The sequence below is a fragment of the Streptomyces sp. B21-083 genome (assembly GCF_036898825.1).
Lineage (GTDB): Bacteria > Actinomycetota > Actinomycetes > Streptomycetales > Streptomycetaceae > Streptomyces.
In genome coordinates this window covers 2,736,753-2,755,212 of the sequence record NZ_JARUND010000001.1, presented here as the reverse complement: position 1 = coordinate 2,755,212, position 18,460 = coordinate 2,736,753, and the positions used below count along the sequence as shown (strand labels likewise).

Sequence of the window (18,460 nt, the reverse complement as noted above, 5' to 3'; positions counted from 1 at the left end):
CTTCAGTAAAGCAATGTCCGTTTCGTGGAGGGGGGTTGGGGGCCGGAATTGACCGGTTTGCCCATGGATTCGTGAGCAAACTCACACGCTGTTCAAGGGGTCCCCGTGACTTCCCCGGGGAATCGCATGTTTAGCCTGACGCTTTACAGAGATGGCAAATCCGACAACCCGCGCGCGGAACGCGGCTTCCCGCCCCGCCGAGCGCCCGGACACGACAGGGTCGAGGACCACAACAGTGAAGACGACGACGATGTTCCGCAACATCGCAAACCCGCGGCGCACGACGCTGGCGCACCTGACGGACGCCGACGAACTCACGCCCGTCGAGCAGCCTGAGCACTCCGTAGACCTCCCCACGCAGACCGCCAACCCCCGTCGCACCATTCTCATGGACGCCCCGGTCGCGGCCTCCGTCGCGGAGTAGTACGCGCGAGCACCGCCCGGTCACTCAGGGCGGACGCCACGAATGTCAGCCTGTCAAGGGCGCCTCTGCCCCTCGTACCCGGTTCCCGGCCGTACGAAGGTCATGGGCGCCCTCGCTTTTTGCGCCAGGCGCCCGCCCGCGGCGCGTTAGCCTGGACCGTCAGACTCCAGCCGGACCAGCGAAGGGGCGCAGGAATCCCGTGCGCATCGCCAGATTCTCCATCGACGGGAACGTCGCCTTCGGCGCTGTCGAGGGCGACAAGCCGGACGAACTAGTCCTCGACATCATCAAGGGCATCCCGTTCGCCGACTTCGAGCTCTCCGGCACGAAGGTCCCCCTCGACAAGGTCCGCCTGCTGCCGCCGGTGCTCCCCAACAAGGTCGTCGCCTACGGCCGCAACTACGCGGAACACGCACGGGAACTCGGCAACGAGGTGCCCGACGTACCGTTCGCCTTCTTCAAGCCGTCCACCTCGGTGATCGGCTCCGGCGACGACATCCAGTACCCCTCCTTCACCGAGGAACTGCACCACGAGGCCGAACTCGCCGTGGTCATCGGCCGGATGTGCCGCGAGGTCCCGCGCGAGCGCGTCAAGGACGTCATCCTCGGCTACACCTGCGCCAACGACATCACCGCGCGAGACGTCCAGAAGCGCGAGAAGCAGTGGGCGCGGGCCAAGGGCTTCGACACCAGCTGCCCGCTCGGCCCCTGGGTGGAGACGGACCTCGACCCGTCCGACCTGACGATCCAGCTCACGGTCAACGGCGAGCAACGCCAGCTGGGCCGCACCAGCGAGATGATCCACTCCATCGAGGACCTGATCGTCAACATCACCGAGGCCATGACGCTGCTCCCCGGCGACGTGATCCTCACGGGCACCCCGGCAGGCGTCGGACCGCTCACCGTCGGCGACGAGGTCGCCGTCACCATCGAAGGCATCGGCACTCTCACCAACAAGGTTGTCAAGCGTGGCTAGCGCATCCGACCCCGCCGTCCGAGTACGGTTCTGCCCGTCGCCCACCGGTAACCCCCACGTGGGCCTGGTCCGCACGGCGCTGTTCAACTGGGCGTACGCCCGCCACACCGGCGGCACGTTCGTCTTCCGCATCGAGGACACCGACGCGGCCCGCGACTCCGAGGAGTCGTACGAGCAGCTGCTGGCCTCGCTGCGCTGGCTGGGCTTCGACTGGGACGAGGGCCCCGAGATCGGCGGCCCGCACGCTCCGTACCGCCAGTCGCAGCGCATGGACCTCTACAAGGACGTCGCGGCCAGGCTCCAGGAGGCCGGCCACGCCTACCACTGCTACTGCTCCACGGAGGAGCTGGACACCCGCCGCGACGCAGCCCGCGCCGCCGGCCGGCCCTCCGGCTACGACGGCCACTGCCGCGATCTGACCGCCGAGCAGGTGTCGGCGTACACCGCCGAGGGCCGTACGCCGATCGTCCGCTTCCGGATGCCCGACGAGACGATCACCTTCACGGACCTGGTCCGCGGCGAACTGACCTTCACGCCGGAGAACGTCCCGGACTTCGGGATCGTACGAGCCAACGGCGCCCCCCTGTACACGCTGGTCAACCCGGTCGACGACGCGCTGATGGAGATCACGCACGTCCTGCGCGGCGAGGACCTCCTGTCGTCGACGCCGCGGCAGATCGCCCTGTACAAGGCGCTGATCGAACTGGGCGTCGCCAAGTCCGTCCCCGCCTTCGGCCACCTGCCGTACGTGATGGGCGAGGGCAACAAGAAGCTCTCCAAGCGCGACCCGGAGTCGTCGCTGAACCTCTACCGGGAGCGCGGCTTCCTCCCCGAGGGCCTGCTCAACTACCTCTCCCTCCTGGGCTGGTCGCTCTCGGCGGACCAGGACATCTTCACGATCGACGAGATGGTCGCCGCGTTCGACGTGTCGGACGTGAACCCCAACCCGGCCCGCTTCGACCTGAAGAAGTGCGAGGCGATCAACGCCGACCACATCCGGCTGCTGGACGTGAAGGACTTCACCGAGCGCTGCGCGCCCTGGCTCCGGGCGCCCTTCGCGCCCTGGGCGCCGGAGGACTTCGACGAGTCGAAGTGGCAGGCGATCGCCCCGCACGCCCAGACCCGCCTCAAGGTCCTCTCCGAGATCACGGACAACGTCGACTTCCTCTTCCTGCCCGAGCCGGCCTCCGACGAGGCGTCCTGGGCGAAGGCGATGAAGGAGGGCAGCGACGCGCTGCTGATCACCGCGAGGGAGAAGCTGGAGGCCGCCGACTGGTCCTCCGCCGAGTCCCTCAAGGAGGCCGTTCTGGCCGCCGGCGAGGCCCACGGCCTCAAGCTCGGCAAGGCCCAGGCCCCGGTCCGCGTGGCCGTCACCGGCCGCACGATCGGCCTGCCGCTCTTCGAGTCCCTGGAAATCCTGGGCAAGGAGACGACGCTGGCCCGCATCGACGCGGCACTGGCGCGACTGGCGGCGTAACACCGGAACACGTGTGAGGGGCGGCACCCGATGGTCCCGGGTGCCGCCCCTCACACGTGCGGTTCACACCGCGTCGATCTCGTCGATCAGGTACGTGAACTCGTCGAAGATCTCCAGTACGACGATGACCATGACGGCCCCCGCCACCATGTACTCCAGCATCATGCCGGGGGCCACGTATGCCTTCCGCAGATGTTCGTCGGGGCCGAGTTGCGCTGTCGCGGCCTTGCGGAAGGGGTCACGCGCCAGTATCCGCACCGCCCTGTCCAGCTGGGTTTGACGCTCGCCGGGCAGGCCGTCGTAGGCCGCACGGGCCTCGACAGTGAACTGGACGCGATACTCGCTCATGTCTTCAGTGTGGCAGCCCGCGATACCGTCGGGGACATGAGTATTCGGGCTGTGGTCTGGGACATCGACGACACCCTCTTCGACTACACCACGGCGAACCGCGCCGGCATGCGGGAGCAGCTCGCAGTCGAGGGCCTGCGCGACGGGTACGCGACCGTCGAGGAGGCCCTCGCGCGCTGGCAGGAGGCAACCGACCGGCAGTGGGCGCGGTTCGCGGCGGGGGAGACCGACTTCCTGGGGCAGCGCCGGGATCGGGTGCGGATGTTCCTGGACGAGGCGCTGACCGACGCCGAGGCCGACGCCTGGTTCGACCGCTACGTCGGGCACTACGAGGCAGCCTGGGCGCTCTTCCCGGACGTGCTGCCCGTCCTCGACCTCCTCGCCGTCAGCCACCGGCACGGGGTGCTCTCCAACTCCAGCCTCCTCGTGCAGGACCGCAAGCTGCGTGTCCTCGGCGTACGAGACCGCTTCGAGACCGTCCTGTGCGCGGCCGAGCTGGGCGTCCACAAGCCGGACGCCCAGGCCTTCCACGCCGCCTGCGACGCCCTGGGCCTGCCTCCGGAGCAGGTGGCGTACGTCGGTGATCATCCGGAGATCGACGGGCGGGGCGCGGTCGACGCCGGAATGCTGTCGGTGTGGATCGACCGCGGCGGCCTCGCCGTCGTCGAGCAGGCAACCGAGGGCCCGCACCGGATCGCCTCCCTCGCCGAACTGCCCGCGATCCTCGGCGCCGATACCCGTTTTGGAGCGCCGTCCACCTTCGGGTAATGTTCTTCCTGCGCCGCCGGAGAGCGGGCCGAAAGGCCGGGAACCGGAGGCGCAAGCTAGAACAGAAGCTCCGCAGGGGCTCGCGTTCCAGTGGCCTATGGTGTAATTGGCAGCACGACGGTTTCTGGTTCCGTTAGTCTTGGTTCGAGTCCAGGTAGGCCAGCTCGCAGATTGCTTCAAATCTGCACTCGTGGAGACCAGCTCCACACAAGCCCCCGTTGTGTAGCGGCCTAGCACGCTGCCCTCTCACGGCAGTAGCGCCGGTTCGAATCCGGTCGGGGGTACAGATCCTTCCCGGAGGGTCAGTTCGGGTCGCACCCTCTGACTCTCACGCAGGATCGCTAGGGCCCCCGTTGTGTAGCGGCCTAGCACGCTGCCCTCTCACGGCAGTAGCGCCGGTTCGAATCCGGTCGGGGGTACGCTTTACCTTGAATCACCTTGGTCTATGGTGTAATTGGCAACACTACGGTTTCTGGTACCGTCATTCTTGGTTCGAGTCCAGGTAGACCAGCTCGGATCTGCGCCGGTGTGGTTTCGACCGCGTGCAAGATCCTCGCCCCCGTTGTGTAGCGGCCTAGCACGCTGCCCTCTCACGGCAGTAGCGCCGGTTCGAATCCGGTCGGGGGTACGTCAGTGCAAGGTGGCCCTCCGCTTCGGCGGGGGGCCATTTCGCATATACGGCCACGTCAGGTCACGTCCGGCCAGGTGCCCGGTCGGCCGTGCCCTACAACCCGTACCGCCGCGCCGACTCCTCCTCCTGCGCCAGCCGGTGCAGTGCCGTGAGCACCGGTTCGAAGAGCACGGTCGCCGCGACCGCCGTCTCGACCCGCTCCGCGTCCGACGCGTGCGTCTCCAGATAGTCCAGGTCCCGTCTCGCCACCTGGTGCATCAACTCCGCGTACGGCGCCATCAGTTCGGCGTCCCAGGAATACCCCAGCCGGATCAGCGCGGCCACCGCCACCACCAGTGAGCGGTGCACGGGGGAGAGGGGGCTCAGCTGGCGCGCGGTCTCCCAGCCGAGGCTCGCCAGCAGCCGGTCCACCTCCCGGCGGGCGGCGACCACGGCGGGGTCCTCCTCGTCCGGCTCGGCGCCCTGCGGCAACGCCCACAGGGCCGCGCCCAGGCGGATCGTACGGCCCAGGGAGTCGTCGTCGACGTGGCCGAGCACCTCACGGGCGGTGGCCACCGGGATGCGGCCCACCTGGATCATCGCGCGCACCAGTCGCAGCCGGCGCAGATGATTTTCGTCGTACTCCGCGGTCGTCGTGTTGAGCTGCCGACCGGGCGCCAACAGGCCTTCGCGCAGGTAGTACTTGATGGTCGCGGTGGCCACACCGCTGCGCTCGCTCAGCTCCGCCAGCCGCATGCCTTGCGCCTTTCCTCGGACAACGGCACGATCCAAGCACGCGGTGGTCGGATAGCGCCGCTACCCAATGGGGATTCGCCGTTCCACGGGGAGGCGTCATGTTCGCGAAACCCAACGCCGGGCGTACGACAGCGGCCGCCGAAGGAGATGTCGTCGTTCTGCTCATCGGGATGCGCATCAACCACTTCTGGGCCGTGCACCACTGGTTCCCGGTGCTCACGGCCATGCCGCGGATGCTGCGGGAGCTGGCGAAGGATCCCGCGCGCGGGCTGCTCAAGCACGTGCTGCTGACGGCGTCGCCACGGACGTACTACGTCGTCCAGTACTGGGAGTCCAAGGAGAAGCTGTACGCGTACGCCGCGGCGCCCGACATGTTCCACCACAAGGCGTGGGGCGCCCTCAACCGCAAGGAGCGGGAGGGGAAGGTGCGGCAGCACGTGGGACTGTGGCACGAGACCTATGTCGTGCCCGAGGGGTCGTACGAGTCGATCTACGCGGACATGCCGGCGTTCGGGCTGGCGGCGGCGCACGGAGTGCTACCCGTGGAGAAGCGGGGTCGCTCCGCCGAGGCGCGGTTCCGGCACAGGTCGGCGCGGTAGGGGTCCTGCCGGAGGAGCCCCTGACATGGAAGTGCCCTCGGGGAAGCGGCCTGCCGCGGCGTTGAGGCCTGCCGGATTCCCGAGGGCGTACGTCTTTCAGGTCAGCCCGTGCGGCGCAGGGCCTCCGAGAGGCGGCCGGCCGCGTCGATGACCGCCTGGGCGTGCATCCGGCCGGGGTGACGGGTCAGGCGCTCGATGGGTCCGGAGACCGAGACGGCGGCCACCACCCGGTTCGACGGGCCCCGGACCGGCGCGGAGACCGAGGCGACGCCCGGTTCACGCTCGCCGATCGACTGGGCCCAGCCCCGGCGTCGTACGCCCGACAGCGCTGTCGCCGTGAAACGGGCGCCCTGGAGACCGCGGTGCAGACGCTCCGGCTCCTCCCACGCCATCAGGATCTGGGCCGACGAGCCCGCCTTCATCGTGAGCGTCGAGCCGACCGGGACCGTGTCCCTGAGGCCCGAGAGGCGCTCGGCCGCCGCGACACAGATACGCATGTCGCCCTGGCGGCGGTAGAGCTGCGCGCTCTCGCCCGTCAGATCGCGTACATGGGTGAGCACCGGGCCGGCGGTCGCCAGGAGGCGGTCCTCACCGGCAGCCGCGGCCAGTTCCGCCAGGCGGGGGCCGAGAATGAAACGGCCCTGCATGTCGCGTGCCACCAGTCGGTGGTGTTCCAGGGCCACGGCGAGACGATGTGCCGTGGGTCGTGCCAGTCCGGTCGCCGCGACCAGACCCGCGAGGGTGGCCGGACCGGACTCCAGAGCGCTCAGGACAAGGGCTGCCTTGTCCAGAACGCCGACGCCGCTACTGTTGTCCATGAAACGATACTCGCGTCTCACTCTGTGAAACGCAAGTTCATTTTCCGGTGGAACGCGCCACTCTGGAAGACACAGCGGCCCGCCGACCAACGGGCCCGGCGGCGGATGCCCGGACAAGGGGTACGGGCGGTCGCCTCCACAAGATCTCTATCTAGATGGGCCGGCGCCCGCACCGGCCGGCTGGAGGGAAAGCGATGGGTAGGACACTCGCGGAGAAGGTCTGGGACGACCACGTCGTCCGGCGCGCCGAGGGCGAGCCCGACCTCCTCTTCATCGACTTGCACCTGCTGCACGAGGTGACCAGCCCGCAGGCCTTCGACGGTCTGCGCCAGAACGGCCGTGAGGTGCGACGCCTCGACCTCACCATCGCGACCGAGGACCACAACACCCCGACCCTCGACATCGACAAGCCCATCGCCGACCCGGTCTCCCGGGTCCAGCTGGAGACGCTGCGCAAGAACTGCGCCGACTTCGGTGTGCGGCTGCACCCGCTGGGCGACGTCGAGCAGGGTGTCGTCCACGTGGTGGGACCGCAGCTGGGGCTGACCCAGCCGGGCACCACCGTCGTCTGCGGCGACTCCCACACCTCCACGCACGGCGCCTTCGGCGCGCTGGCGTTCGGCATCGGCACCTCGCAGGTCGAGCATGTGCTGGCCACCCAGACGCTGCCGCTGGCCCGCCCCAGGACCATGGCCATCACGGTCGAGGGCGAACTGCCCGACGGTGTCACCGCCAAGGACCTGATCCTCGCCATCATCGCGAAGATCGGTACGGGCGGCGGCCAGGGCTACATCCTGGAGTACCGCGGCTCCGCCATCGAGAAGCTCTCGATGGAGGCCCGGATGACCATCTGCAACATGTCGATCGAGGCCGGCGCCCGCGCGGGCATGATCGCCCCCGACGAGACCACCTTCGAGTACCTCAAGGGCCGCCCGCACGCGCCCGCCGACGCGGACTGGGACGCGGCGGTGGAGTACTGGAAGACGCTGCGCACCGACGAGGACGCCGAATTCGACGCCGAGGTCGTCATCGACGGCGCCGCGCTGTCGCCGTTCGTCACCTGGGGCACCAACCCCGGTCAGGGCGCGCCGCTTTCGGCGGACGTCCCCGACCCCGCCTCGTACGAAGACGCTTCGGAGCGCCTCGCCGCCGAAAAGGCCCTGGAGTACATGGGGTTGGAGGCTGGACAGTCGCTGCGCTCCATCAAGGTGGACACCGTCTTCGTAGGTTCCTGCACCAACGGCCGTATCGAGGACCTGCGCGCCGCCGCCGAGATCGTCGGGGGCCGCAAAGTCGCCGACGGCGTACGGATGCTGGTCGTCCCCGGTTCGGTGCGGGTCGGTCTGCAGGCCGTCTCCGAGGGCCTGGACGTGGTCTTCAAGGAGGCCGGCGCCGAATGGCGGCACGCGGGCTGCTCGATGTGCCTGGGCATGAACCCCGACCAGCTGGCCCCCGGTGAGCGCTCCGCGTCCACCTCCAACCGCAACTTCGAGGGCAGGCAGGGCAAGGGCGGCCGTACGCACCTGGTATCGCCGCAGGTCGCGGCCGCGACGGCCGTACTGGGCCACCTGGCCTCCCCGGCCGACCTGTCCGACGCCGACACCCGTACGCCCGCTGGAGTCTGATCAGCCATGGAAGCATTCACCGCGCACACCGGCCGGGCCGTCCCGCTGCGTCGCAGCAACGTCGACACCGACCAGATCATCCCTGCTCACTGGCTCAAGAAGGTCACGCGGGACGGGTTCGAGGACGGGCTGTTCGAGGCCTGGCGCAAGGACGAGAACTTCGTCCTCAACCGCCCCGAGCGCAAGGGCGCCAGCGTCCTGGTCGCCGGCCCCGACTTCGGCACCGGTTCCTCGCGCGAGCACGCCGTCTGGGCGCTGCAGAACTACGGCTTCAAGACCGTGATCTCCTCGCGCTTCGCCGACATCTTCCGCGGCAACTCGCTCAAGAACGGCCTGCTCACGGTGGTTCTGGACCAGAAGATCGTGGACGCGCTCCAACAGCTGACGGAGAACGACCCCGAGGCCGAGATCACGGTCGACCTGGAGGCCCGCGAGGTGCGCGCCGAGGGCATCACCGCTGCCTTCGAGCTCGACGAGAACGCCCGTTGGCGGCTGCTGAACGGGCTGGACGACATCTCCATCACCCTGCAGAACGAGGGCGAGATCTCGGCGTACGAGGCGAAGCGGCCCTCGCACAAGCCGTGGACGCTCAAGGTCTGAGGCACCAGGCCCTTCGCAAGTAGGGTTTCGGCCACTGCAACACCCCGTCTGTACCCCCGATCACCACGATTGGGGGTACAGCTGTTTCTGCCTCCGGCCCCTCTCCCACACCGCACCGGCGCCTCCCAACTTCCCATGTTAGAAAGGGTGTTGATGGGGTACCCGGGTCTTGACACCGCAACTCCCGACTGGTCGCGGAAGGCCGTTTGAGGCAGCAGTTGCCCCCTGGGCAGGCGACAACTCGCCCCAGATGGCACAATCTGTGCATGGAACACGACGGCCAACTCGAGCTCTACACGGCGGTCGCGGCCCAACTCAAGGAAGCGCACACAACAGTGCGCGCACTGCAAGTCCCGGAGGGCGTACGGATGGCGCTGACCCGGAAGCTGCTGGTCATTACGGCCGCGGCCAAGCACGATCTCGCCGACGCGACAAGGCGGCTGGAACGCTTCACGGCGGACCTCGACGAGGGTCGATTCCCCGACGAGGACAGCTGAGGAACTCCATGACAGTCCGAGTTCGTTGCGGCACAAGGGTGATTAGCCCGTTTCGTGTTTGATTTGCGGTATATATCTGCCTAACGTGCGAAAAAGCTTGAACACTTTCGTTCTGGCAATGTCTCCGAAGGGGAAGACGTGAACAAGGCGCAGCTCGTAGAAGCCATTGCGGACAAGGTCGGTGGCCGTCAGCAGGCCGCCGAGGCGGTCGACGCGGTCCTGGACGCCATCGTCCGCGCGACCGTCAGCGGGGACCGGGTCTCGGTCACGGGCTTCGGTTCGTTCGAGAAGGTCGACCGTCCGGCCCGTTACGCCCGCAACCCGCAGACGGGTGAGCGGGTTCGGGTCAAGAAGACCTCCGTCCCCCGCTTCCGTGCGGGCCAGGGCTTCAAGGACCTGGTGAGCGGCTCGAAGAAGCTCCCGCGTGGCGGCGAGGTCGCGGTCAAGAAGGCGCCCAAGGGCAGCCTGACCGGCGGCGGTGCTGCCGCAACGGTCAAGAAGGCCGCGGCGAAGAAGGCCACCACCGCCAAGAGGGCGACGGCCGCGAAGAAGACCGTCGCGAAGAAGGCGACGCCGGCGAAGAAGACCACGGCGACGGCGACGAAGGCCACGGCCAAGAAGACCACCGCGAAGACCGCGGCGGCCAAGAAGACCACGGCCACGGCGAAGAAGACCGCCGCGAAGAAGGCCCCGGCGGCCAAGAAGGCGACGGCGACAAAGGCCCCGGCCCGCAAGTCGGCGGCCCGCACCACCACCGCCAAGAAGGCCACCGCTCGCAGCAAGTAGAGGTGCGAGGGCACTCACGCGCCGGGCCGGACTCCCTGAGGGAGTCCGGCCCGCGGCGCGTTTGGAGGCCGTCCGGAGGAGTTCAGAAGGTCTGCAAGGTGATGAGCGTGATCCGGGGGGTGCCCCCTGTCCCGTCCGCCGACCCGGGCCCCTCGACCTCGATGCGCACCCGTTGTCCGGGCCGCAGCAGCCTCAGCCCGCCCGCGTCGAACGCCGGCGCGTCGAAGGGAACGGGGGTGCCGTCGTCGAGCAGCACACTGCCGCTGCGCGTCCCGGCGTCGTACGTGTACGCGGTCGCCTGCATGTCGGCAGCCTACTGGCCCGTGATCAGCAGCCCCTCGACGGCGGTCGCCGTCCGTGTCCCCACCCCGAGGGCGAGCGCCGCCCGCAGATCGTCGCCGGTGTCGACGTCCTGGCGTACGGAATTCACCGAGGTGAGGCCGAGTTCCACGGCGCCGGACTCGTGGTGGCGGATTCGGGAACGCGGACCGAAATGCGGAAGCAATTCCTGACCGGGGCGAGCGGTCAGCAGAGTGGTGCCGACGGTGGCCGCGTCCGCGAGGAAAGCGCGCGGGAATTCGGCGGCGGCATCCAGGACGCGGACCAGCTCCAGGGGGCGCAACGCCGGCAGATCGGCGTTCAGGGCCGCTACGGGGCTGTCGGGCCGCCAAGTCCGTACGGCCGTGGCTCCGTGCGCCAGAGCGGCGTTCAGGCCGCCCAGGGGCTCGTCGGAGACGATCGCGGCCCCCAGGGCCGCCAGCTCACGGGCGGCCAGGGCGTCGTTCGTGACGACCGCCACATCGCGGACCGCCGCGCAGGCGAGCACCGCTGCCACGGTGTCCTGCGCGAAGGCCAGGGCGAGACCCGGGCGGAGCCCGTCGTGGGCGGTGTCCGCGAGCCTGCTCTTGGCCCGCGCCAGGGGTTTGAGGGGTATGACCACCGTCCACTGCACGAGCGTTCCGTCCCTCCCTCGCCCACCCCGGCTGCTCACCCGGCGCTCTTCCCGCCGCAACCATTGTCACCTGGCTGTCATCAAAGCCCATCCGGCGGTGTCGGTACCGGGGCGTACGGTGTTCTCGACAGACCGGAAGCCCGGGGCGACACTTGTGCGGCCCCCAGGTCACCGGCAGAGGTCCTGGTCCAGGCCTTAGAGGAAGGTGTCCGCGTGCCCAGCCGCAGAATCGGCTTCTGGTACCGCCTCGCTGCGGTCATCTGCAAACCGCCCCTCGTGGTTCTGATCAAGCGGGACTGGCGTGGAATGGAGAACATTCCGGCGGCGGGCGGATTTATCACCGCGGTGAACCACAATTCGCATGCGGACCCCTTCGCCTACGGTCACTACCAGTACAACAGCGGTCGGGTTCCGCGTTTTCTGGCGAAGAGCGGGCTTTTCAAGAAGGGATTCAGCGGTGTCATGATGCGCGGCACCGGACAGATCCCCGTCTACCGCGAGACCACCGACGCGCTGAGCGCCTTCCGCGCCGCGATCGACGCCGTGGAAAGCGGCGAATGCGTCGTCTTCTATCCCGAGGGCACCATCACCCGCGACCCGGACCAGTGGCCCATGACCGGCAAGACCGGCGCCGCCCGGGTCGCCCTGCAGACCAAGTGCCCGGTGATCCCGGTGGCCCAGTGGGGCGCGAACGAACTGCTCCCGCCGTACTCCAAGAAGCTCAACGTCCTTCCGCGCAAGACCCACCACGTCCTCGCGGGCCCGCCCGTGGACCTGACGCGGTTCTACGACAAGGAAATGAGCCCCGACCTCCTGAAGGAGGCGACGGAGGTCATCATGGCCGCCGTCACCCGCCAGCTGGAGGTCATCCGCGGCGGGAAGGCGCCCGCGACGCCGTACGACCCGCGCCAGGAGCGGATCGAGCAGCGCCGCCGCACGGCCGAGGAAGAGGCGCAGGACGCGCTGGACGCGCACGCGAGAGCCGCCGCCGAGGCGGCCGGTGAAGCACCCCGGCCGCAGGCGGCAGCCGTACGACAGGCACCGGTGCAAGAAGCAGCGGAAGCACGGGAAGTTCAGGAAGAGGGGCAGGGCAAGTGAGCGAGCGGGTCAAGGCGGCGGTGTTCAGCGCTGGATCATGGGGGACCGCCTTCGGCATGGTGCTCGCCGACGCCGGCTGCGAGGTGACCCTGTGGGCCCGCCGCCCCGAACTCGCCGAGGCGATCAACTCCACGCGGACGAACCCGGACTACTTCCCGGGCGTCGAACTCCCGGAGAACCTCCGCGCCACCACGGACCCCGCCGAGGCCGCCCGCGACGCCGACTTCACGATACTCAGCATCCCCTCGCAGACCCTGCGCGGGAACCTCGCCGAGTGGGCGCCGCTGCTCGCCCCCGACACGGTCCTCGTCTCCCTGATGAAGGGCGTCGAACTCGGCTCCGCGATGCGGATGAGCGAGGTCATCGACGACGTCTCCAAGGTGGGCCAGGACCGCATCGCGGTCGTCACGGGACCCAACCTCGCCCGGGAGATCGCCGCCCGGATGCCGGCCGCAGCGGTGGTCGCCTGTACGGACGACGCCGTGGCCCAGCGCCTCCAGACCGTCTGCCACACCCCGTACTTCCGCCCGTACACCAACACCGACGTCGTCGGCTGCGAACTCGGCGGCGCGGTCAAGAACGTGATCGGGCTGGCGGTCGGTATCGCCGACGGCATGGGCCTCGGCGACAACACGAAGGGCTCGCTCATCACACGCGGGCTCGCCGAGACCGCCCGCCTCGGCCTCGCGATGGGCGCCGACCCGCTCACCTTCGCGGGCCTGGCGGGCCTGGGAGACCTGGTGGCGACCTGCTCCTCGCCGCTCTCCCGCAACCACACCTTCGGCACCAACCTCGGCCGGGGCATGACCCTCCAGGAGACCATCGCGGTCACCAAGCAGACCGCCGAGGGCGTCAAGTCCTGCGAGAGCGTGCTGGATCTGGCCCGCAGGCACGGCGTCGACATGCCGATCACGGAAACGGTCGTGGGCATCGTGCACGAGGGCAAGCCGCCCGTCGTGGCCCTCAAGGAACTGATGTCGCGCAGCGCCAAGCCCGAACGACGCTGAGCAACAGGGGTCTGCGGGCGCTGACTCAGCGCCCTACCACCGGGTACCCTCAACCCGATATGAGCACCGAGAACCTGCCCCAGAGCCCCGAGCAGCCGTCCCGCAAGCCGCGCGTGGCCGTCGTCTTCGGCGGTCGCAGCTCCGAACACGGGATCTCCGTGGTCACCGCCGGCGCCGTGCTGCGTGCCATCGACCGGACGAAGTACGACGTCCTGCCGATCGGCATCACCCAGGACGGCCGCTGGGCGCTCACCGCCGACGAACCGGACCGCATGGCGATCGTCGACCGCAAGGCGCCGAACGTCGACGATCTCGCCGAGTCGAGCGAGGGCGGCGTGGTGCTCCCCGTCGACCCCGCGAACCGCGAAGTCGTCTACAGCGAACCGGGATCGGTACCCAAGGCCCTCGGCGAGGTGGACGTCGTCTTCCCCGTCCTGCACGGCCCGTACGGCGAGGACGGCACCCTCCAGGGCCTGCTGGAGCTCTCCGGTGTCCCGTACGTCGGCGCGGGCGTGCTCGCCTCGGCCGTCGGCCAGGACAAGGAGTACATGAAGCGGGTGTTCACCTCGTTCGGCCTTAAGGTCGGCCCCTACGTGGTGATCCGGCCGCGTGAGTGGGAGCGCGACGAGTCGGCGGCCCGCAAGAAGATCATCGACTTCGCCGGTGAGCACGGCTGGCCGCTGTTCGTGAAGCCCGCGCGCGCGGGATCGTCGTTCGGCATCACCAAGGTCGACGAGCTGAGCGGCCTAGACGAGGCGATCGCCGAGGCCCAGCGCCACGACCCGAAGATCATCGTCGAGGCCGCGCTGCGCGGACGTGAGATCGAGTGCGGGGTGCTGGAGTTCGAGGACGGTCCGCGTGCCTCCGTACCGGCCGAGATCCCGCCCGTACAGGCGCACGCCTTCTACGACTTCGAGGCCAAGTACATCGACTCGGCCGACGGCATCGTCCCCGCCCCGCTCACCGAGGAGCAGACGGCGGAGGTCCGGCGCCTGGCGGTCGAGGCCTTCGACGCGGCGTCCTGCGAGGGCCTCGTCCGCGCGGACTTCTTCCTCACCGAGGACGGCGAGTTCGTCATCAACGAGATCAACACGATGCCCGGCTTCACCCCGATCTCCATGTACCCGAGGATGTGGCAGGAGACGGGCGTGAACTACCCCGAGCTGGTGGACCGCCTGGTGCAGGCGGCCCTGCGCCGCTCAACAGGCCTCAGGTGAAGCGCCCTGAAGGGGCGCGGGGCTGTATCTGATGTGCGGCTCCGCCGCGTGGGCGCGACAAGCCACGACGGGCCGGTACTCGACAACGCAACCAAGCCCCTACGGCGCCTAGGACTTGTCCGCCCGATCATGTGCGGAGCCAGATGACGAGGGCTGCGACGGTGGCGGTGCCGAGAAAGACGTATCTGCGTTTGTCGTAGCGGGTGGCCACGGCCCTGGCTTGCTTGAGCCTGTTGATCGCCCGCTCGACGGTGTTGCGCTTCTTGTATCGCTCTTCGTCGAAGCCGGGTGGCCGTCCGCCGCGCGAACCTTTGCGCCGGCGGGCGGCCTGGCTGTCGGTCTTCTCCGGGATGGTGTGCCGGATGCCCCTGCGGCGCAGGTACCGGCGGCACGGGCCGTTGCTGTAGGCCTTGTCCGCGGCGAGGCTGTCGGGCTTGGTGCGGGGCCTGCCCGGCCCGCCGCGGGGGACACGAATCTTCTCCAGGACGGCCTCGAACTGGGTGCAGTCCGCGCGCTGGCCGCCGGTGACGACCAGGGACAGCGGTCGGCAGCACCCGTCGGCGCTCAGGTGGAGCTTGCTGGTGAACCCGCCGCGCGAGCGGCCCAGGCCCTCACCTCCTGCACCACCTCCACCAGGCGGGCGAGCAGGCTCTGCCACGGCGTCTCGGCCTGGTGTTCTGGGACTTCGGCCCCCTTTGAGCCGGGGGCCGGCGGCGGATCGGTGCGAGCACCGGCCGCATGCTGGTGCGCACGCACGATGGTGGAGTCCACCGCGATGTCCCAGTCGATCTCACCGGCCGCGTCGGCCGCGGACTGGACCTGCTGCAGCAGACACTCCCAGGTGCCGTCGGCCGACCACAGCCGGTGGCGTTCATAGACCGTCTTCCACGGACCGAACCGCTCGGGCAGATCCCGCCACTGCACCCCGGTCCGCACCCGGTGCAGGATCCCGTCGATCACCTGCCGGTGATCCCGCCACCGGCCACAACGCCCGTTGCTGACCGGAAGGAACGGCCGCAGCCGTTCCCACTCGCCATCCGTCAAGTCACCCCGCCCCATGCCTGACACAACGAGCCAACAGTCAGACAGTCACATGATCGGGCGGACAAGTCCTAGTCGGCGATCCCCTCAGGAACCGTCTTCTTAATAGAAGCAGCCAGATCGACAAGTGCCCCCGAGGTGTCCCGCCCCGACGGAACAGTCACCTCCACATAGGCGAGCCGCGAGGAAGTGGTGAAGCGGGACGACCCGTCGTCCCGCTTCTCCATCAGCCACCCGACCCCGTTCACCCCACCCCCCACCGCATCCGGATCCGCACCGGTGGCGACCTTGGGGTCGGTCATCTTGGGCGGTCGTACGACACCGCAGCGCAGTATGATCGCCGGGCTGCCCCAGCCCGCGGTCAGTGTGGACCGGGGCTCGGGGTCGTCGCGGCCCAGGCCGTCCACCTTCGCCGGCAGCGCCTCGTCCAGCTTCAGGCACAGCTTTGTGGCCTTCCCGTCCGGCTCGGGAACCGTGACCGTGGCGCTGTCGTCTGCTGAGGAGCAACCCGTGACGATGATCAACAGGGCAAGCGCGGGCAGAGCGAGCGGCCGGTGGCGGAACAAGTTCACCGGCACAGGGTAGACGGGGGCTACAAGTGCACCACCGGGCAGGTCAGGGTGCGGGTGATGCCGTCCACTTGCTGGACCTTGGCGACCACCATGCGGCCGAGGTCGTCCACGGTGTCGGCCTGGGCGCGCACAATCACGTCGTACGGTCCTGTCACGTCCTCGGCCTGGGTCACCCCCGGGATCTTGCTGATCGTCTCGGCGACGGTCGACGCTTTACCGACCTCGGTCTGGATCAGGATGTACGCCTGTACCACGGAACCTCCAGGGCGGCCACGAGGATCATGTGGGGAAAAGGAACGCCACGGTATCGCGTCGCCGCGCACCACGGGGAGACCTGCGGCGACGGGACACCCGAGCCGGGGCGCACACGCAGCACAGGTTGACGGTCACCTCGACCGTACAGAGGCCCACGCGGTCTCGCGATCGGGCAAGGGCAGCAACGGGGACAGCACCAGAAGGGGACGTACGACTATGAAGGGCACTGTGGGCGAACTGGGGGAGTTCGGGCTCATCAGGGAGCTCACCTCCCGGCTCACCACCACCCCGGCGGTCCGGGTAGGCCCCGGCGACGACGCCGCCGTGGTCGCCGCGCCCGACCGCAGGGTCGTGGCGAGCACCGACATCCTCCTGGAGGGGCGGCACTTCCGCCGCGACTGGTCCACCGCGTACGACGTGGGCCGCAAGGCAGCCGCCCAGAACCTCGCGGACATCGCCGCCATGGGCGCCGTACCGACCGCGCTGCTGCTCGGCCTGGTCGTCCCAGCCGGTCTTCCGGTCACCTGGCCCGTCGAACTGATGGACGGTCTGCGTGACGAGTGCCAGGTCGCGGGCGCGGCCGTGGTCGGCGGCGATGTCGTACGAGGGGACACGATCATGGTCTCCATCACCGCGCTCGGCGATCTGCGCAACCACGAGCCGGTCATCCGGGGCGGCGCCCGGCCCGGTGACGTCGTCGCCGTGACGGGCTGGCTGGGCTGGTCGGCGGCCGGGCACGCGGTGCTCTCGCGCGGTTTCCGCTCGCCGCGCGCCTTCGTGGAGGCCCATCGTCGTCCCGAACCGCCCTACCACGCGGGCCCGGCGGCGGCCGGCCTCGGGGCGACGGCGATGTGCGACGTGAGCGATGGGCTGATCGCGGACCTCGGGCACATCGCGGAGGCCAGCAAGGTCCGTATCGACATCCGGTCGGGCGCGATCGACATCCCCTCCCAGATGAACGACATCGGACAGGCTGTCGGCGTCGACGCCATGCAGTGGGTGCTCACCGGCGGCGAGGACCACGCGATCGTGGCGACCTTCCCGCCCGACGTGAAGCTGCCCGCCCGCTGGAAGGTGATCGGCGAGGTCCTCAACCCCTCCGCGCTGCCCCAGGTGACGGTCGACGGGGCGCCCTGGACCAGCAAGGGCGGCTGGGACCACTTCGCGGACATCGAGTCGTGACCGCTCCCGCACGGGTACTGACGGTCGCGGGCTCCGACTCCGGCGGCGGCGCCGGAATCCAGGCCGACCTGAAGACGATGCTGGCACTCGGGGTGCACGGCATGAGCGTGCTCACGGCGGTCACGGCGCAGAACTCCCTCGGCGTACAGGGCGCCTGGGAACTGCCGGTGGAGGCGGTGCGGGCCCAGTACCGCAGCGTCGTCGACGACATCGGCGTGACCGCGGTGAAGACCGGAATGCTCGCCTCGGCCGAACTGGTCGAGGCGGTCGCCGAGTTGATCGCCGCGACGGGCGTTCCGACGGTCGTCGACCCGGTGGGCGTCTCCAAGCACGGCGACCCGCTGCTGGCCGCGTCCGCGCTGGATTCCGTACGGACGCTGCTGCTTCCGGTGGCGACCGTGGCGACCCCGAACCTCGACGAAGTGACCCAGCTCACGGGCGTACGCGTCGAGTCGGAGGGACAGTTGCGCGAGGCCGCGGCGGCCGTGCTGGAGTACGGGCCGAAATGGGCGCTGATCAAGGGCGGCCATCTGCCCGGGGAGGCCGTGGACCTGCTCACGGACGGCTCCGAGGAGCACTGGCTGCGCGCCCCGCGCCACGACAACCGGCATACGCACGGCACGGGCTGCACACTGGCGTCGGCCATCGCGTCGGGACTGGCCAAGGGCGAGTCGGTGCCGGCGGCGGTGGCGGCGGCGAAGGAGTACGTCTCCGGGGCGATCGCGGCCGGGTTCGCGCTGGGCGGCGGGATCGGACCGGTGGACCACGGCTGGCGGTTCCGTGCGTAGGGAGCAGCCGCTCCCTACGGGTACGGCAAAAAGCCGGCCCACCGAGGTGGACCGGCTCTGTGCA

The 18,460-nt window shown here is 69.3% G+C and carries 21 protein-coding genes, 5 tRNA genes and 1 pseudogene; 19 read left to right on the top strand and 8 right to left on the bottom strand.

Annotated features, from left to right (window positions below; genetic code table 11):
* Window positions 1-235 precede the first annotated feature (235 nt).
* The 3 genes from QA861_RS12355 to gltX all read left to right on the top strand — a co-directional run bounded on the left by QA861_RS12355 (window position 236) and on the right by gltX (window position 2,877).
* The gene (locus tag QA861_RS12355; protein WP_006379594.1) at window positions 236-424 is read left to right on the top strand and encodes a hypothetical protein; all 189 of its coding nucleotides are present in this window, start codon (window positions 236-238) and stop codon (window positions 422-424) included.
* Between the two features lie 199 nt (window positions 425-623).
* On the top strand, window positions 624-1,400 hold the full coding sequence (locus QA861_RS12350) for a fumarylacetoacetate hydrolase family protein (protein ID WP_334588383.1): 777 nt from the start codon (window positions 624-626) through the stop codon (window positions 1,398-1,400).
* Window positions 1,393-2,877 (top strand): glutamate--tRNA ligase, encoded by a 1,485-nt coding sequence (gltX, locus tag QA861_RS12345; RefSeq protein ID WP_334588382.1) that lies wholly within the window; start codon window positions 1,393-1,395, stop codon window positions 2,875-2,877. The genes QA861_RS12350 and gltX overlap by 8 nt, the downstream gene beginning before the upstream one ends.
* A 63-nt stretch (window positions 2,878-2,940) precedes the next feature.
* Here gltX and QA861_RS12340 read toward each other — a convergent pair whose 3' ends face one another.
* A complete protein-coding gene (locus QA861_RS12340) occupies window positions 2,941-3,225 on the bottom strand; it encodes a type II toxin-antitoxin system RelE family toxin (protein WP_334588381.1) in 285 nt (94 codons plus the stop codon).
* A gap of 36 nt (window positions 3,226-3,261) precedes the next feature.
* On the opposite strand from QA861_RS12340, the gene QA861_RS12335 reads away from it, so the two are divergent.
* The 6 genes from QA861_RS12335 (at window position 3,262) to QA861_RS12310 (ending at window position 4,621) form a co-directional block, all read left to right on the top strand.
* Window positions 3,262-3,993, top strand: coding sequence for an HAD family hydrolase (locus QA861_RS12335; RefSeq protein ID WP_334588380.1), 732 nt, complete (start codon window positions 3,262-3,264; stop codon window positions 3,991-3,993).
* 91 nt (window positions 3,994-4,084) lie between these two features.
* Window positions 4,085-4,156 (top strand) — tRNA-Gln (locus tag QA861_RS12330).
* 48 nt (window positions 4,157-4,204) lie between these two features.
* A tRNA-Glu gene (locus tag QA861_RS12325) sits at window positions 4,205-4,277 on the top strand.
* 62 nt (window positions 4,278-4,339) lie between these two features.
* Window positions 4,340-4,412: transfer RNA gene (locus QA861_RS12320), tRNA-Glu, on the top strand.
* 20 nt (window positions 4,413-4,432) lie between these two features.
* Window positions 4,433-4,504: transfer RNA gene (locus tag QA861_RS12315), tRNA-Gln, on the top strand.
* Between the two features lie 44 nt (window positions 4,505-4,548).
* Window positions 4,549-4,621, top strand: a tRNA-Glu gene (locus tag QA861_RS12310).
* A 96-nt stretch (window positions 4,622-4,717) separates the two neighbouring features.
* On the opposite strand, the gene QA861_RS12305 is transcribed toward QA861_RS12310, so the two are convergent.
* Window positions 4,718-5,359, bottom strand: a complete 642-nt coding sequence (locus tag QA861_RS12305; RefSeq protein ID WP_334588379.1) for a MerR family transcriptional regulator — start codon at window positions 5,357-5,359, stop codon at window positions 4,718-4,720.
* A 98-nt stretch (window positions 5,360-5,457) separates the two neighbouring features.
* Between QA861_RS12305 and QA861_RS12300 the strand changes: the two genes are divergently transcribed.
* Window positions 5,458-5,958: a DUF4188 domain-containing protein gene (locus QA861_RS12300; RefSeq protein ID WP_334588378.1), complete on the top strand. Its 501-nt coding sequence runs from the start codon at window positions 5,458-5,460 to the stop codon at window positions 5,956-5,958.
* Between the two features lie 101 nt (window positions 5,959-6,059).
* On the opposite strand, the gene ndgR is transcribed toward QA861_RS12300, so the two are convergent.
* Window positions 6,060-6,776: an IclR family transcriptional regulator NdgR gene (ndgR, locus tag QA861_RS12295; RefSeq protein ID WP_307536265.1), complete on the bottom strand. Its 717-nt coding sequence runs from the start codon at window positions 6,774-6,776 to the stop codon at window positions 6,060-6,062.
* 194 nt (window positions 6,777-6,970) lie between these two features.
* On the opposite strand from ndgR, the gene leuC reads away from it, so the two are divergent.
* The 4 genes from leuC to QA861_RS12275 all read left to right on the top strand — a co-directional run bounded on the left by leuC (window position 6,971) and on the right by QA861_RS12275 (window position 10,284).
* Window positions 6,971-8,401: a 3-isopropylmalate dehydratase large subunit gene (leuC, locus tag QA861_RS12290; protein WP_334588377.1), complete on the top strand. Its 1,431-nt coding sequence runs from the start codon at window positions 6,971-6,973 to the stop codon at window positions 8,399-8,401.
* Window positions 8,402-8,407: 6 nt separating this feature from the next.
* On the top strand, window positions 8,408-9,001 hold the full coding sequence (leuD, locus tag QA861_RS12285) for a 3-isopropylmalate dehydratase small subunit (RefSeq protein WP_334588376.1): 594 nt from the start codon (window positions 8,408-8,410) through the stop codon (window positions 8,999-9,001).
* 266 nt (window positions 9,002-9,267) lie between these two features.
* Complete coding sequence (locus QA861_RS12280) at window positions 9,268-9,498, top strand: SCO5555 family protein (protein WP_334588375.1); 231 nt, start codon at window positions 9,268-9,270, stop codon at window positions 9,496-9,498.
* A 138-nt stretch (window positions 9,499-9,636) separates the two neighbouring features.
* Window positions 9,637-10,284: an HU family DNA-binding protein gene (locus QA861_RS12275; RefSeq protein WP_334588374.1), complete on the top strand. Its 648-nt coding sequence runs from the start codon at window positions 9,637-9,639 to the stop codon at window positions 10,282-10,284.
* Between the two features lie 82 nt (window positions 10,285-10,366).
* Here QA861_RS12275 and QA861_RS12270 read toward each other — a convergent pair whose 3' ends face one another.
* Both QA861_RS12270 and cofC read right to left on the bottom strand, forming a co-directional pair.
* Window positions 10,367-10,588, bottom strand: coding sequence for a hypothetical protein (locus tag QA861_RS12270; RefSeq protein WP_334588373.1), 222 nt, complete (start codon window positions 10,586-10,588; stop codon window positions 10,367-10,369).
* A gap of 9 nt (window positions 10,589-10,597) precedes the next feature.
* Window positions 10,598-11,236, bottom strand: a complete 639-nt coding sequence (gene cofC, locus QA861_RS12265) for a 2-phospho-L-lactate guanylyltransferase (RefSeq protein WP_334588372.1) — start codon at window positions 11,234-11,236, stop codon at window positions 10,598-10,600.
* Between the two features lie 213 nt (window positions 11,237-11,449).
* Between cofC and QA861_RS12260 the strand changes: the two genes are divergently transcribed.
* From QA861_RS12260 to QA861_RS12250, 3 genes are read left to right on the top strand one after another with little or no spacing between them, the layout of a single operon-like run.
* Window positions 11,450-12,334, top strand: a complete 885-nt coding sequence (locus QA861_RS12260; protein WP_334588371.1) for a lysophospholipid acyltransferase family protein — start codon at window positions 11,450-11,452, stop codon at window positions 12,332-12,334.
* Window positions 12,331-13,341, top strand: a complete 1,011-nt coding sequence (locus tag QA861_RS12255; protein WP_334588370.1) for an NAD(P)H-dependent glycerol-3-phosphate dehydrogenase — start codon at window positions 12,331-12,333, stop codon at window positions 13,339-13,341. The genes QA861_RS12260 and QA861_RS12255 overlap by 4 nt, the downstream gene beginning before the upstream one ends.
* 59 nt (window positions 13,342-13,400) lie before the next feature.
* Window positions 13,401-14,558 carry a D-alanine--D-alanine ligase family protein gene (locus QA861_RS12250; protein ID WP_334588369.1) on the top strand — a complete coding sequence of 386 codons (1,158 nt, stop codon included), beginning with the start codon at window positions 13,401-13,403 and terminating at the stop codon, window positions 14,556-14,558.
* Window positions 14,559-14,685: 127 nt separating this feature from the next.
* Here the strand turns inward: QA861_RS12250 and QA861_RS12245 are convergent.
* The 3 genes and pseudogenes from QA861_RS12245 to QA861_RS12235 form a co-directional block, all read right to left on the bottom strand.
* Window positions 14,686-15,617, bottom strand: a pseudogene (locus tag QA861_RS12245) (IS5 family transposase).
* A gap of 53 nt (window positions 15,618-15,670) precedes the next feature.
* Window positions 15,671-16,171 carry a DUF3515 domain-containing protein gene (locus QA861_RS12240; RefSeq protein ID WP_334588368.1) on the bottom strand — a complete coding sequence of 167 codons (501 nt, stop codon included), beginning with the start codon at window positions 16,169-16,171 and terminating at the stop codon, window positions 15,671-15,673.
* A 20-nt stretch (window positions 16,172-16,191) separates the two neighbouring features.
* Window positions 16,192-16,425, bottom strand: a complete 234-nt coding sequence (locus QA861_RS12235) for an Lrp/AsnC family transcriptional regulator (RefSeq protein ID WP_006376792.1) — start codon at window positions 16,423-16,425, stop codon at window positions 16,192-16,194.
* 217 nt (window positions 16,426-16,642) lie between these two features.
* Here QA861_RS12235 and QA861_RS12230 point away from each other — a divergent pair, with 217 nt between their 5' ends.
* Both QA861_RS12230 and thiD read left to right on the top strand, forming a co-directional pair.
* Window positions 16,643-17,608 carry a thiamine-phosphate kinase gene (locus QA861_RS12230; RefSeq protein WP_334588367.1) on the top strand — a complete coding sequence of 322 codons (966 nt, stop codon included), beginning with the start codon at window positions 16,643-16,645 and terminating at the stop codon, window positions 17,606-17,608.
* A complete protein-coding gene (gene thiD / locus QA861_RS12225) occupies window positions 17,605-18,396 on the top strand; it encodes a bifunctional hydroxymethylpyrimidine kinase/phosphomethylpyrimidine kinase (protein ID WP_334588366.1) in 792 nt (263 codons plus the stop codon). The genes QA861_RS12230 and thiD overlap by 4 nt, the downstream gene beginning before the upstream one ends.
* Window positions 18,397-18,460: the final 64 nt, after the last annotated feature.